At 70.0% G+C, this 13,317-nt stretch carries 14 protein-coding genes; 8 read left to right on the forward strand and 6 right to left on the reverse strand.

Annotated elements, in window-relative coordinates:
- Positions 1-4: 4 nt before the first annotated feature.
- Both AVR91_RS29020 and AVR91_RS29025 read right to left on the reverse strand, forming a co-directional pair.
- Positions 5-799, reverse strand: coding sequence for a DsbA family protein (locus AVR91_RS29020; protein ID WP_063275717.1), 795 nt, complete (start codon positions 797-799; stop codon positions 5-7).
- Between the two features lie 2 nt (positions 800-801).
- Positions 802-1,290: a MauE/DoxX family redox-associated membrane protein gene (locus AVR91_RS29025; protein WP_016331672.1), complete on the reverse strand. Its 489-nt coding sequence runs from the start codon at positions 1,288-1,290 to the stop codon at positions 802-804.
- A gap of 91 nt (positions 1,291-1,381) precedes the next feature.
- On the opposite strand from AVR91_RS29025, the gene AVR91_RS29030 reads away from it, so the two are divergent.
- The gene (locus AVR91_RS29030; protein ID WP_063275718.1) at positions 1,382-2,209 is read left to right on the forward strand and encodes a glutamate ABC transporter substrate-binding protein; all 828 of its coding nucleotides are present in this window, start codon (positions 1,382-1,384) and stop codon (positions 2,207-2,209) included.
- A complete protein-coding gene (hrpB, locus tag AVR91_RS29035) occupies positions 2,206-4,599 on the forward strand; it encodes an ATP-dependent helicase HrpB (RefSeq protein ID WP_063275719.1) in 2,394 nt (797 codons plus the stop codon). The genes AVR91_RS29030 and hrpB overlap by 4 nt, the downstream gene beginning before the upstream one ends.
- Here hrpB and AVR91_RS29040 read toward each other — a convergent pair.
- On the reverse strand, positions 4,584-5,372 hold the full coding sequence (locus tag AVR91_RS29040; protein ID WP_063275720.1) for an ion transporter: 789 nt from the start codon (positions 5,370-5,372) through the stop codon (positions 4,584-4,586). The genes hrpB and AVR91_RS29040 overlap by 16 nt on opposite strands.
- A 135-nt stretch (positions 5,373-5,507) precedes the next feature.
- On the opposite strand from AVR91_RS29040, the gene AVR91_RS29045 reads away from it, so the two are divergent.
- Genes AVR91_RS29045 through AVR91_RS29055 form a run of 3 tightly spaced genes read left to right on the forward strand, consistent with a single transcriptional unit; the run spans position 5,508 to position 8,199 of the window.
- Entirely contained in the window at positions 5,508-6,425 is a 918-nt protein-coding gene (locus tag AVR91_RS29045) for an ABC transporter ATP-binding protein (protein WP_063275721.1), read from the forward strand.
- Positions 6,422-7,456, forward strand: coding sequence for an alpha/beta hydrolase family protein (locus AVR91_RS29050; RefSeq protein WP_063275722.1), 1,035 nt, complete (start codon positions 6,422-6,424; stop codon positions 7,454-7,456). The genes AVR91_RS29045 and AVR91_RS29050 overlap by 4 nt, the downstream gene beginning before the upstream one ends.
- Positions 7,453-8,199: an ABC transporter permease gene (locus AVR91_RS29055; RefSeq protein ID WP_063275723.1), complete on the forward strand. Its 747-nt coding sequence runs from the start codon at positions 7,453-7,455 to the stop codon at positions 8,197-8,199. Before AVR91_RS29050 ends, AVR91_RS29055 begins: the two co-directional genes overlap by 4 nt.
- 134 nt (positions 8,200-8,333) lie before the next feature.
- On the opposite strand, the gene AVR91_RS29060 is transcribed toward AVR91_RS29055, so the two are convergent.
- Positions 8,334-8,879: a TetR/AcrR family transcriptional regulator gene (locus tag AVR91_RS29060; RefSeq protein ID WP_063275724.1), complete on the reverse strand. Its 546-nt coding sequence runs from the start codon at positions 8,877-8,879 to the stop codon at positions 8,334-8,336.
- 43 nt (positions 8,880-8,922) lie between these two features.
- Between AVR91_RS29060 and AVR91_RS29065 the strand changes: the two genes are divergently transcribed.
- Positions 8,923-10,044 carry an FAD-dependent monooxygenase gene (locus AVR91_RS29065; protein ID WP_063275725.1) on the forward strand — a complete coding sequence of 374 codons (1,122 nt, stop codon included), beginning with the start codon at positions 8,923-8,925 and terminating at the stop codon, positions 10,042-10,044.
- Here AVR91_RS29065 and AVR91_RS29070 read toward each other — a convergent pair.
- Together AVR91_RS29070 and AVR91_RS29075 are read right to left on the reverse strand one after the other, a co-directional pair.
- Complete coding sequence (locus AVR91_RS29070) at positions 9,989-10,663, reverse strand: response regulator transcription factor (protein WP_063275726.1); 675 nt, start codon at positions 10,661-10,663, stop codon at positions 9,989-9,991. The two genes, AVR91_RS29065 and AVR91_RS29070, sit on opposite strands and share 56 nt — an antisense overlap.
- Entirely contained in the window at positions 10,638-12,260 is a 1,623-nt protein-coding gene (locus AVR91_RS29075) for a histidine kinase (protein ID WP_228709384.1), read from the reverse strand. Before AVR91_RS29075 ends, AVR91_RS29070 begins: the two co-directional genes overlap by 26 nt.
- A gap of 97 nt (positions 12,261-12,357) precedes the next feature.
- Between AVR91_RS29075 and AVR91_RS29080 the strand changes: the two genes are divergently transcribed.
- Positions 12,358-12,567 (forward strand): hypothetical protein, encoded by a 210-nt coding sequence (locus AVR91_RS29080; protein ID WP_016331662.1) that lies wholly within the window; start codon positions 12,358-12,360, stop codon positions 12,565-12,567.
- Positions 12,564-13,313 carry a hypothetical protein gene (locus AVR91_RS29085; protein WP_063275727.1) on the forward strand — a complete coding sequence of 250 codons (750 nt, stop codon included), beginning with the start codon at positions 12,564-12,566 and terminating at the stop codon, positions 13,311-13,313. The genes AVR91_RS29080 and AVR91_RS29085 overlap by 4 nt, the downstream gene beginning before the upstream one ends.
- The last annotated feature ends 4 nt before the right edge of the window (positions 13,314-13,317 follow it).

Here is a 13,317-nt window from a genome sequence, read left to right on the forward strand (position 1 = left end):
AAAACTAGCTGACGACCTTCGTCACCCAGTCCGGCGCGAGCTTCACGACCTGCCCGTTCGAGGTGACGGTCGGCGTGCCGAAACCCGGGCCGTTGCCGAAGTCCTGCTGCAGCGACGGGTCCGTCGAGATCTTCTTGTACGCGTCCTGGATCTCCTGGTCGTACGCGCCGCTGTTGACCTTGAGCGCGAAGGCCGGGTCCGTGATGCCGACGTCCTGGCCCAGCTTGATCAGCTGCGCCTTGTCGAACCCGCGGCCACCTTCCTCCGGCTGGTCCTTGAACAGCGCGTCGTGGAAGGCGAGGAACTTGCCCGCGTCGGCCGCGGCGAGCGAGGCGTTGGCGGAGTCCAGCGAGTAGCCCGGCGGGTCGGAACGCTGGTTCAGCATCGGCAGCATGTGGTACCGGACCTGCAGGGTCCCGTTGTTCACCTGCTCCTCGATCTGCCCCTTGAACGACTCTTCGAACTGTTTGCAGACCGGGCAGAGGAAGTCGGCGTAGATGTCGATGGTCTTCTTCGCCTCGGGCTTGCCGACGACCACGGCGGCCCCGTCGCGCTTCTCGACCACGCCGGGCGCCGAAGCGGTCGGCTGTGCCCCGATCACCTTGCCCTCGGTGCTGTCCTTGCTGGACGTCGTCCAGATCACGCCGCCGATCACCAGCGCGGCGAGGACGACCACCGCGACGGTGATCGCGACGACCTTCTTCTTGTCGCCGCCCGCGACGCCCCTGGCCTGTGCCACCGAGCGCGCCGCCGTCTGCTGCTGCTTGCGTTTCCGAGCGTTGCGCTCAGCTCCACCCACGATTATTCGTTCCCTTCAGCGATACCCACATAGTCGTCGTCGGCGGGGGCCCCGGAGTTCCCGAGCCAGCCGTCCACCGACAGCCAGGTCCGCGGCCGCACGATCAGCCACACACCCAGGAGCGCGAATCCGAGGTCCCTGGCGATCTCCTGCGGATACTGCGTCTGATCCGCGGCGATCTGGCCGCCACCGCCGAAGCAGCCGCAGTCGATGCTCAGCCCGCGCGCCCAGGATTGGGCGATGGCGGCGATGAGCACCGCGAGCAGCAGCACCGACAGCACCGACACCCACCGGGTCACGAACCCGGCGAGCAGGAACAGGCCGAGCGCCAGTTCGACGAGCGGCATACCGATCGCGACCGGGCGGACGAGCCCGTCCGGCAGGACATCGAAGGCCTGGACCGCGATGTAGGTCTGCCCCGGATCGCTGATCTTCAGCGCTCCGGAAATCAACCAGACGGCGGCCAGTCCGAGCCGGGCGAGTGTGCCCACGGCGTCGAGTACGACTTGGGGCGGTCTACGCACGGGCCTAGGCTAACCGCCGACCCTGAGAACAATGTGAGGCGGCGGACGGAGGCACCCGATGAGGGGACGCGCCCTGCTGGTGGCCTGCTTGACGCTGGTCACAGCGGCGGCCTGCGGCGAAGAGGCCGGTCCGTCGGATTCACTCGTCGCGCGCGCCGTCGCGTCCAACAAGCTCACCATCGGCATCCGCTTCGACCAGCCGGGGCTTTCCAAACGGACGGTCGACGGCCGGTACGTCGGCTTCGACGTCGACGTGGCGAAGTACGTCGCGAGCGAACTGGGCGTCGACGAGGATCACATCACCTGGCACGACAGCAGGCCGTCGTCCCGCGAGACGGACATCACCTCGGGCATCACGGATCTGATGGTGGCGACCTACTCCATCACCGAAAAGCGCAAACAGGTGGTCGGATTCGCCGGGCCCTATTTCGACACCGGCCAGGATCTCCTCGTCCGCCTCCGGTCGACCGACATCACCGGTCCCGAGAACCTCAACGGCCGCAAGCTGTGCGCCGTGGGCGGCACCACCTCCGCCGAGCAGGTGCGCGACAAGTTCGCCCAGGCCGTGCAGCTCGTCGAGTACCCGCGCTACCAGGACTGCGTCACCGCGCTGCTCGCCGGACAGGTGGACGCGGTGACCACCGACGACGTCATCCTCGCCGGCTACGTGGCGCAGAACCCGGAGCTGCTGAGAGTCGTCGGGAAGCCGTTCTCGAAGGAGAAGTACGGCGTCGGCCTGCGCAAGGAGGACACCGAGGGCAGGGCGGCGGTGGCCAAGGCGATCCAGAAGATGATCTCGTCCGGCGAATGGCTCGAATCGCTGAACCGCAACATCGGCCCGTCCGGCTACCGGATCCCGCCTCCGCCGCAGGTCACCGAGAAGTGACCCTTCCCGATCTGCCGGTTCGCGCCGTCCTGCCCGAACTCGAAGCCGCACTCGACGCCCACGGGACCGCCGTCCTCGTCGCGCCCCCTGGCACCGGCAAGACCACTTTGGTGCCGCTCGCGCTGGACAACGGCGAAGGCCGGGTGATCGTCGCCGAACCGAGGCGGCTCGCCGCCCGGGCCGCGGCCGCGCGGATGGCGTCCCTGCTCGGAGAACGCGTCGGGGAGACGGTCGGTTACTCGGTCCGCGGCGATCGGAAGGTGTCGTCGTCGACGCGGATCGAGGTGGTCACCTCAGGGTTGCTGGTGCGGCGGGTGCAGGGCGACCCGGAGCTGGCCGGGGTGTCGACCGTCCTGCTCGACGAATGCCACGAACGCCATCTCGACGCGGATCTGCTGCTCGCACTGCTGCTGGACGTGCGCGCCGGGCTGCGGGACGACCTGCGGCTGCTCGCGACGTCCGCCACGGTGGCCTCCGGGCGGCTGGCGGCCCTGCTCGGCGACGCGCCGGTGATCGCCGCGCACGCGAGGACCTATCCGGTCGAGGTCTCGTACTCCCCGCCCGCGCGCGGCGAACGGATCGAGGCGACCGTGGCCCGCGTGATCCACAAAGCACTGTCCGAAGGGGACGGTGACGTACTCGCCTTCCTGCCCGGCGCCGGTGAAATCGCCAGGGTGAGCGGACTTCTCCACAGCCTCGACGCCGACGTGCTGCCCTTGCACGGACGGCTTTCGGCGGCGAGCCAGGACGACGTGCTGCGCCCGCGCGACCGGCGCAGGGTGGTGCTCTCGACGTCGGTCGCCGAGTCCAGCCTGACCGTGCCGGGGGTGCGGGCGGTGGTGGACTGCGGGCTTTCCCGCGTTCCCCGGGTCGATCACCGGCGCGGCCTGCCCGGGCTGGCGACGGTCCGCGTTTCGGCCGCGGTCGCCGAACAGCGAGCCGGTCGCGCCGGGCGTGAGGCGCCGGGCCGCGCGTACCGGTGCTGGGCCGCGCACGAGCAGGGGTCGCTGCCCGCCTATCCCGAACCCGAGATCCGGACGGCGGAACTGGCGCGGTTCGCCCTCGAACTCGCCTGCTGGTCCACTCCGGACGGTTCCGGCCTCGCCTGGTGGGACCCTCCCGGCGAAGGCGCGCTGGCCGCCGGACGCGCGTTGCTGACCACCCTCGGGGCCACCACGGAGGACGGCACGGTCACCGAGCGCGGGCGGAAGATGGCCGGGCTGGGCCTGCATCCGCGGCTGGCGAGGGCGTTGCTGGACGGCGCGGCGCGCACCAACGCGCGTTCGGCCGCCGAAGTGGTCGCGCTGCTGGACAGCGGCGGCACGCTGACCGACCTCGAAGCCGAGCTGCGCCGAGTACGCGGCGACGAGCGTTGGAAACGCGACGTGCGACGGCTTTCCAAGCTGGTGCCCGACGGCGGCAACGCCTCCGATCCGGCGCTGGTGGTGGCGCTCGCGCACCCCGAGCGGCTCGCGCGGCGTCGTGCCGTGGGGACGCCGGTGTACTTGATGGCCGGCGGAACGGCGGCCGAACTCCCGCGTGGCAGCGGGCTGGCCGACGTCGAATGGCTGGCGGTGGCCGAAGCGACCCGGGATCCCGGCCGCGCACAGGGCATCATCCGCCTGGCGGCACCCGCGGACGAAGAGCTCGCCGTGCGTGCCGCGCCGAATCTGGTGTCCACAGTGGACGAAGTGGGCTGGTCATCGGGCGACGTCGCGGCGCGGTCGGTGCGACGGCTCGGCGCGATCGTGCTCTCGGAGAAGCCGCTGCGCTCGCCCGCGCCGGACGCGATCCGCTCCGCACTGCTGGACGGATTGCGCACCGAAGGGCTCGGCCTGCTGCGCTGGTCGGAAGACGGCAAGCGACTGCGCGAACGCCTGTCCTTCCTGCACCGGGTGCTGGGCGCACCTTGGCCCTCTGTCGCCGACGCCGACTTGCTGTCTACTTTGGACAGCTGGCTCGATCTCGGCTCGGCACGCCGCCGCTCGGATCTGGCCTCGCTGGACGCGGGCGCCGCGCTGCGGGGGCTACTGCCCTGGCCCGAGGCGTCGCGTTTGGACGAACTGGCGCCGGACCGGCTGGAGGTGCCGTCGGGTTCGCGGATCCGGGTCGACTACTCGGGCGAGCAGCCGGTGCTGGCGGTCAAACTGCAGGAGACCTTCGGCTGGCTCGCGACGCCGGAGCTGGCGGGTGTCCCCGTCGTGCTCCACCTGCTCTCCCCCGCCGGACGGCCCGCCGCGGTCACCGCCGATCTGGAATCGTTCTGGCGCAACGGTTACGCGGCCGTGCGGGCCGATCTGCGCGGGCGCTACCCGAAACATCCGTGGCCGGAGGACCCGCTGACCGCCGCGCCCACCCGGCGCACGTCACGAGGTCAGTCCATCAACTGATGCTGAGGTCTGGTCGGCAACCGCGCCGCCAGCTCCTCGTCGTCCTCACGTTCGTTCAGCCCCAGCTGCACGGCGCTGCGGATCTGCTCCCGGTTCTCCCGCACCACATGCGCGAAGAACTCGTCGATCCGCGGATCGGTCAGCACTTCGAGGATCACGCGCATCGCGGTGTCGATCACCGAACGCACCACCTCGTCGTGGAACGGCAGCTTCGAAAGCCGCCCGGCCTGCGGATCGTTCTTGAGTTTCTCCGCGATGATCCCACGCAGCAACGTCTGGTTCTCGCCGAGTGAGCGTGCGAGGTTCTGCGGATAGTTCCCGGTTTCCAGTACCTTCACGACCTCGTCGAGCACCGCGATCGTGATCGGCTTCTTGATCGCCAGCACGATCGGCCGCGAAAGCCTTTCGACCAGCCGCTGCGTGAACCGCTCCCCGAACGCGCGGTCCGCCGTCCGGGCGAGCCGGACCAGGACCACGATGATCCGCAACAGCCGGAAACCGCGCAGTGCCGGATGCGCGATGGGGATCATGCCGAGGATTTCGTACCAATTCCGCAGCGGGAACCGCTTCTCCCAGCCGTTGCGCCGCCACCGCCAGAGGAATTCCAGCGCGAAGATCCCGCACACCGTCGTGTCGATGACGAAGACGCGGTGCGCCGTCTCCTCCGAATGCGGGAAGAACGTCACGTAGGCGAGCAGCCCGACGGAGAACACGGCGAGGACGAGCATCACCAGGTCGAGCGGATTCACGCGCCGTTGTTCGCGGGTGGTCATGGCGCCGATTCTGCCTTTCCGCGGCGACTCGTGCCGAGCGGCACCTGCCGAAAGTAAGGGGTGGCCGATGACTTCGGGTCACTGTCCGCGGGTGTCCCCGCATCGGAGGATTCAGGGACACGAAGGAGGACGCGGATGATCACGCTTCGAGGACTCACGAAGCGCTATGGCGAGAAGACGGTGGTCGACGGGCTGACCTTCGCCGTCGAGCCGGGCAAGGTGACCGGCTTCCTCGGTCCCAACGGCGCGGGCAAGTCGACGACCATGCGGATGACGCTCGGCCTCGACGCGCCGAGCGCGGGCGAAGTCCGCATCGACGGCAAGAGGTACGAGGAACTGCGCTTCCCACTGCGCGAGGTCGGCGCGCTGCTGGAGGCCAAGGCACTGCATCCCGGCCGGAGCGCGGCCAAGCACCTGCTGGCGATGGCGCGCAGCAACGGGATCCCGGCGAGCCGGGTGGACGAAGTGCTCGCGACCGTGGGCCTCACGGACGTCGCGGGGAAACGCGCCGGGACGTTTTCCCTCGGCATGGGGCAGCGGCTCGGGATCGCCGGCGCACTACTGGGTGATCCCGGTGTGCTGATGTTCGACGAGCCGGTGAACGGTCTCGACCCCGACGGCGTCCGCTGGGTGCGGCACCTGATGCGTTCGCTCGCGGAAGAGGGCCGCACGGTGTTCGTATCGAGCCATCTGATGAGCGAGATGCAGCTGACCGCCGACCGGCTGGTCGTCATCGGCAAGGGAAGGCTCCTCGCCGACGCGCCGGTCGACGAGTTCATCACGGGCAATTCGCGGACGTCGGTCGTGGTGCGGGTGCCCGCTCCCGCCGACCTGCGCGTCCTCGACCAGCGTCTTCGCGCCCTCGGCGCGATCACGGAAGCCGATCAGGACGAACTGCTCGTGCACGACCTTCCCGTTCATCTCGTCGGCGACGCGGTGCACGAACTGGGGATCCGCGTGCACGGGCTGACCGAACGGACCGCCTCGCTCGAACAGGCGTACATGGAACTGACCGCGTCGTCGGTCGAATACGGAACGGGAGTCGCGGCATGAAGTCACTCATGGTCCTGGTGGCGGTGATCGCCGGCCTGCTGGGGGTGCCGGCGGTCGCGTCGGCGGCACCGGCGTTGTCGCTGCCCGCGCCGGACGGCCCGTTCCCGATCGGACTGCGCACGCTGCATCTCACCGATCAGCGGAGAGCTGATCCCTGGGTGCCCGAAAAGCGCCGGGAACTGATGGTCAACGTCTGGTATCCAGCCGTGCCGTTCGGGCGCGCGCCGCGGTACATGACCGAGGCGGAGTCGGCGGCCGCGGTCGCCGGGCGGAAGCTCGACCTGCCGCCGGACGCGCTGAGCAAGGTACGGGTCCACTCGCGGGAGAACGCACCCTCGTTGCCGGGACGACGTCCGCTGGTGGTTCTTTCACCGGGCGCGGGCAACAACCGGATCACCCTGACCTCGGTGGCCGAACACCTTGCCGCGCAAGGCTTCGTGGTCGCCGGGATCGATCATGCCTACGAGGCCTGGGCGACGGAGTTCCCCGACGGCCTGCGCCAGTGTGTCGCTTGTGGACTCCCCGGCGAGCCGTGGCCCGCCGCGATCGCGAACCGCGCCGTGGACACGACGTTCGTCGTCGACACGCTACTGAAGGACCGGCGCTGGTCGATCGACGCGGCGAAGATCGGGATGGCCGGTCACTCCGCCGGAGGTTCGGCGACCGCCGCCGCGATGGTCGCCGACCGGCGGATCAAGGCGGGTGTGAACGTCGACGGCCCGTTCTACGGCGGCGTCTCGCTCGACCGGCCGTTCCTGCTGCTGACCAGCCCGACCGGCGAGAAGTACTTCCGCGCGTCCTGGGACGAGACGTGGCCGCGGCTCACCGGCCCGAAAAAGCAGGACCTGGTCGAGAACAGCGGCCATTCGTCGGTGACCGACGCGGCGATCCTGATCGACCAGCTGGGGCTGCGCCCGAAGCTCCCGCCGACCGAGATCGAAAACCAGTACGGCTCGATCGACTCGCGGAAGGCGCTGGAGTTCTTCCGTACCGAGCTGACCGGTTTCTTCAAGCAGTGGAGCGCACGATGAACGCGATCTCTTCGGAATGGACCAAGTTCTGGTCGGTCCGGTCGACCTGGTGGTGCCTGATCAGCGGCGTCTTCCTGATGCTCGCCTACTCGGCGGCTCTCGGTTTCGCGCTCCAGGACGGCAGCGACCGTCCGATGGCCCCGCACGCCGTGGTGACCGGAGCGGCGTTCTATCTCACGCAGTTCGCCGTGGTCGCGCTGGCGACGTTGTTCATCACGAGCGAATACGCCAGCGGCAGCATCCGCTCGACCCTGCAGTGGGTCCCGGTCCGGAACCGGGTCCTCGCGGCGAAGTCGGCCGTCCTGCTGCCGGTGCTGTTCGGCTACGGCGTGCTGAACACGCTCGCCGGCGTGGCGGTCTCGGCGCCTCTGATCCCCGCGCCCGACTCCTCGGTCGGCGAGGTCCTCGCGACCGCGGCGGGCATGGGGGCCTACTTCGCGCTACTGGGGCTGCTCTGTCTCGGCCTGGGGACGGCGCTGCGTTCGACGGCGGGAACGATCGTGTCGGTGTTCGTGCTGCTGGTGATGATCCCGATGTTCGCCGGTTCGCTCGGCTGGGAAGACCTCGTGAACTACTTCCCCGGCTTCGCGGGTGTCAACGCGATGGTCACTCCCGGGGAGCGGAACCCGATCTTCGGCGGCGTCGCGCCCTACGCGCCTTGGGTCGGCGTCGCGCTCTGTGCGGCTTGGGCCGCGGCTGGGCTTGTCGCCGGTTCCACCGTGCTGCGGCGGCGCGACGCCTGACGGGGAGCAAGGGACCTTTGCTACCACCCGGGCCGGCCGCGCGTCGCTCCAGGACCGGCGCCTCCACCTGGTAGCAAAGGTCCCCTGCTCCCTTTCCGCAGGTCAGCGCCTCAAGTGGTAGCAAAGGTCCCTTGCTACCCCGCCACCCCGAGCCCCGCCAAAACCTCCCGCGCCCCCCGCGTCAGCTCCTCCAACCCAGGCGGCCGCAGCGAGCCGGTCCCCGCCAGCGCGTCGAACACCGTCCCCTCCAGCCAAGCGACGAGCACCCGCGCGTGCCGCTCCGGCTCCGCCGATCCGCACGCCGTGAGCACCTCCGCGCACCGCCGCCGGATCACCAGCCCGCCCCGGTCGTAGGCCTCCCGCAGCTCCGGCCGCCGCGTCGCCTCCAGCGCGAACTCGTACCGCGCGAGCATCCGCGTCCGCCCGCCGGTGATCGCCGCGTGCGCGAACCCCGCCACGTACTCGGCCAGCTGCCCTGGCGGCGGGTCGAGGGTGACCTCGTCGAGTTCGACCATCCGCGAGATCGCCAGTTCCAGCAGCGCCGCCCGCGTCCGCGCGTAATACGAGGTCGACCCCGGCGGCAGCCCGGCGACTCGGTCGACCGCGCGATGCGTCAGCCCCCGCATCCCCTCGGCCGCGATGACCTCGATGGCCGCGTCCCCGATCGTCGCCTTTCGCACTCTACAAGTGTAGTAGTACTCTACAAATGTAGAGGAGGTCGACATGCGCAAAGCGATCGTGATCGGCGGGGGAATCGGCGGACTGAGCGCCGCCATCGGGCTGAACGGCATCGGCTGGGAGGTCACCGTCCTCGAACGAGCACCGGAACTCACCGCGGTCGGCGCGGGTATCTCCCTGTGGCCGAACGCCCTGCGTTCACTCGAGACGCTGGGCGTCCACCTCGGCAAGCTGCGGGAACAATCGTCCGGCGGGCTCCACGACCGCGAGGGCCGCCGCATCACCCGATGGGATGCCGAGGCGTTCCGCCGTCATCACGGCCGCCCGCTCGCCGCCATCCACCGCGCGGATCTCATCGGAGCGCTCCACGACGCCCTTCCCGACGGTTGCGTCCGCACCGGCGTCGAGGTCACCCGCCTCGACGACCTCGACGCCGACGTCATCGTCGCCGCGGACGGGATCCACAGCATGGCCCGCAAAGCACTTTGGCCGCGCCATCCCGAACCGGTCTACAGCGGCAGCACGGCGTTCCGCGCGGTGACCACCCTCCCGCACCCCACAAAGCTCAGCACGAGCTGGGACGACGGCGCCGAGATCGGCGTCATCCCGTTGCACGACGACAGCGTCTACTGGTGGGCGAGCTACGTCGCCGAACCGGGCGTCCGCCACGAAGACCCGAAGTCGTATCTGCGAGACCGCTTCGGCGGCTGGCACGACCCCATCCCCGAACTCATCGAGGCGACCGTGCCCGAGACGCTGCTCCACCACGATCTCGACCTGCTCGGCACTCCCCTGCCCGCATACGTGAAAGGCCGCGTCGCGCTGCTCGGCGACGCGGCCCACGCGATGCCGCCGTTCCTCGGCCAGGGCGGCTGCCAGGCGATCGAAGACGCCGTCGTCCTCGCCGCCGAGCTCAGCACCACCGAAGACGTCGACGCGGCACTGAAGGGTTACGACGAGCAGCGCCGCCCCCGCAGCCAAGGCGTCGTGAAAGCCTCGGTCCAGGCGGGAAAGGTCGGACCGCAGTTGCGCAATCCGCTCGCCGTGGCCGTCCGCAACGGCGTGTTCCGGCTGCTCCCCGGCGCGCTCACCGCCCGCATCGGCGCCGGCGTCAGCGGCTGGACTCCTCCCGTCCCCCGCCGACCAGCCCCGCCTCGTACGCGGTGATCGCCGCCTGCACCCGGTTCCGCGCACCGAGCCGGTTGAGGATGGTGCTCACGTAGGCCTTCACCGTGCCCTCGACGACGAAAAGTTTCGCGGCGATGTCCGCATTGGACAGTCCGGAACCCAGCAACGCCAGCACTTCCTGTTCACGCGGGGTGAGTTTCCCGATCAGTACCTTCGCCTCTTCGGCGCGGGACACCTGGTTGCCGGAGAAGCGGGCGATGACCCGCTGCGCGACCTTCGGCGAAAGGAACGCCGCCCCGCCCGCGACCGCGTGGATGCCGCCGAGCAGTTCGCGGGGATCGCCGGATTTGAGCAGGAAACCGCTCGCGCCCAGGCCGAGTGCGCGTTCGATGTAGGCGTCCTCGCCGAACGTCGTCAGCATGATCACGCCGACGTCGGGCAGCAGCCGCCGGATCTCTTCGGCCGCCTTGAGACCGTCCATCACCGGCATCCGGATGTCGAGGAGTACGACGTCCGGCCTGGTCGCGCGGGTCTGCTCGACGGCGGCGCGCCCGTCCTCGGCCTCCGCGACCACCTCGATCCCGGCGTCCGCGGCCAGGATGGCCGACACCCCGGCGCGGATCATCGCCTCGTCATCGGCCAGCACCACCCGGATCATCCGGGTCCCCCCTTTTCTCGTCTTCCGTGATCACGTCCTTCGCGACGACTCTCCCGTCGGCGAAGCACAGCCTGTAGGCCTCGTAGTTCAAGTTGAACACGTTGCGCTCGGTGCCGTAGTACTCGCATGCCGCCCCCGCGGGCACCGGCGGCTCCACCGCACGCGGTCGCGCGATCCGTTGCCCCGCCGGCAGCAGGGAGGCGATCTCCGCGCGCGTCTGGCCGATCCGGATGCGGTCGTAGTCGCCGACGGCGAGTTCCGAGCGGTACCACTGGACGAGGAACACGGTCCCGCTGATGCCGACCACCAAGCCGAAAAGCCCGATCGGCACGACGATCGCCTGGATCAGGCTGCGCCGGACGTCCCGGCGGGCCCGTTCCAGTTCCCTCGCCGACGTCGACTGCCCCACCTCGGCGTCCATCGCCGCCTGGCTCTCCGGTGATTCCTCCGACGGCGCAGCGTCGTGCGGCAAGGTCGCGCTGACCTCGAATCCGCCGTCACGAGGCCCTGCCCGCAGGGTCCCGCCGACCAGGCGGACCCGTTCGCGCAGGCCGATCAGCCCGCGTTTGCCCGACGTCCGGCCCGGGAGCGGGCCCGCGGGCGGCGCGGCGTTGGTGACCACGACGTCCGTCCGCCCCTCGGATCGCACGACCCGGACCGTCACCGCGGCACCCGGCGCGTGTTTCACCACGTTCGTGACCGATTCCTGGACCACGCGATACGCGGCACGGTCGACCATCGGCGGCTCACCGTCGACCGGTTCGTCCACAGAGGACTCGATCAGCACGCCCGAAGCCCTCGTCCGGTCGAGCAGTTCGTCGATGCTCTCGTGCACCGGCTCGGTCGGCGCATCGTCCTCGCGCAGGACGCCGATGATCTCGCGCAGCCGTTCGGTCGCCGTCGCGGCGCTCTGCCGCAGCTCGCCCGCGGCCTGCCGCTGCGGTTCGTCGAGTCCGCCCGCGACCTCCAGCGCCGCCGCGCGCACCGCGATCAGGCTCAGCTCGTGGCCCAGCGAATCGTGCATGTCGCTGGCGATCCGGGTGCGCTCGCGCAGCCGCGCGCGGTCGGCGACGAGCCGCTGACGGCTCTCCATCTCCTCGGCGCGCCGCCAGCCGTCGCGCGCCATGTCCTCGCGCTGGCGGACGTACCTGCCCAGCAGCCAGGGCGTCACCCCCGCGAAGACCAGGACACCGAGCAACGCGCCCCAGGCCGCGAAGCCGTCCTTGCTCCACAGCAGCGCGACAGGGACCGCGATCACGGAAACAACGGCGAAAAGGCGCAGCATCGGTTTCGCGACCGGTTGCCGATAGCCGGCGAGGTAACCCACGGCGACGAGGACGAAGCCCTCCCAGATCGGTACCCGACCGCCGAAGCTCCCCATCACCACGAAGCCGGCCACCATCGCGATGGCGAGCGAGACGAGCGGATACCGGCGCGCCGCCGCGATCGCCGCGGTGGTCGCGGCGAGCCCGAAGAGCAGTTCCCAATGCTTCGTGCTGGACCCGGCGTCGATGACCACCCAGCCGCAGAGGCCGAGCCACAAAGCGACGTCCATGACCAGCCGCCGCCCGCGCCGCACGGGCTCCTCTCCGTCCATCACACGACAGGACGCTACAAGCCGTGACGAGCGGTCCGCCATGGACGAAAGTAAAGGTCCCCTGCTTCCCGGGCCCGATGAGGCATGATGATCGACCATGGCCGAGCGCACACTCACCGGTCAGCTAGGCGGTCCTGTCCCGGCAGGCATCGAAGCGCTGGCAGACCACGAGAAACAAGACCTCTCCGACGCGCTGCGCGACGCGCGCCACCGCCAGGCCAAGGCGTTGGCCGAAGCGGGCGAAGAGGGCTTGAAGTACGTACCCGCGCTTCTGCGCGGCGCCGTTCGCAAGGTGGTGGGCCTGTGACCACCGAAAACTTCGCTTCGCAGGCGGAGATCCTCAAGCTCGCGCGTGTCCTGGGCACCTCCCCGGAGCGGCTCTCCTACCTGGAGAACGTCGACGCCGCCGAGCTCCAGGCGTTCCGCGAGCAGGTCACGGACACGCTGTTCGACGCCAACCTCGCCGCACTGGAGCGGATGGCGATGGCCAGCAAACTCGTCCCGAGCCCGATCCTCGCGAAGATCGCCGAGAAGGTCTTCGGCCCGCTTCTGTGCGCGCGGATCGCCGGATTGGTGGACGTCTCCCGTGGCGTCGACGTCGCGAAGCGGCTGAGGACGCCCTTCCTGGCCGACGTCGCCGCCGAACTGGACCCGCGCCGGGCGAGCGCGATCATCGCGCGGATCCCGCTCGACACCGTCGTCGAGGTGGCCGGTGAGCTGGTGCGCCGCGAGGACTGGATCACCGTCGGCCGGTTCGTCGGCCACCTGCCCGATCCGACCGTGCGCCGGGCGCTGGCCGTCATCGGCGACGAGGCACTGATCCGGATCGCGTTCGTCCTCGACGACAAAAGCCGGATCGATCACGTCCTCGGGCTGCTCCCCGAGGCCCGCTTCCGCGGTCTCCTTCAGGTCGCGGCCGCCGACGAGGACCTGTGGGCGCCGGTGCTCGACCTGCTCACGCACCTGAGCGAGAAGCGGGTCGAGCAGTGGTCGCACCTGCTCGGCGATCTCCCGCCAGAGCTGCGTATCCGCGTCGAAGAGACCCTCCGGTAGCGCG

It is taken from the genome of Amycolatopsis keratiniphila subsp. keratiniphila, assembly GCF_001620365.2.
Taxonomy (GTDB): domain Bacteria; phylum Actinomycetota; class Actinomycetes; order Mycobacteriales; family Pseudonocardiaceae; genus Amycolatopsis; species Amycolatopsis keratiniphila.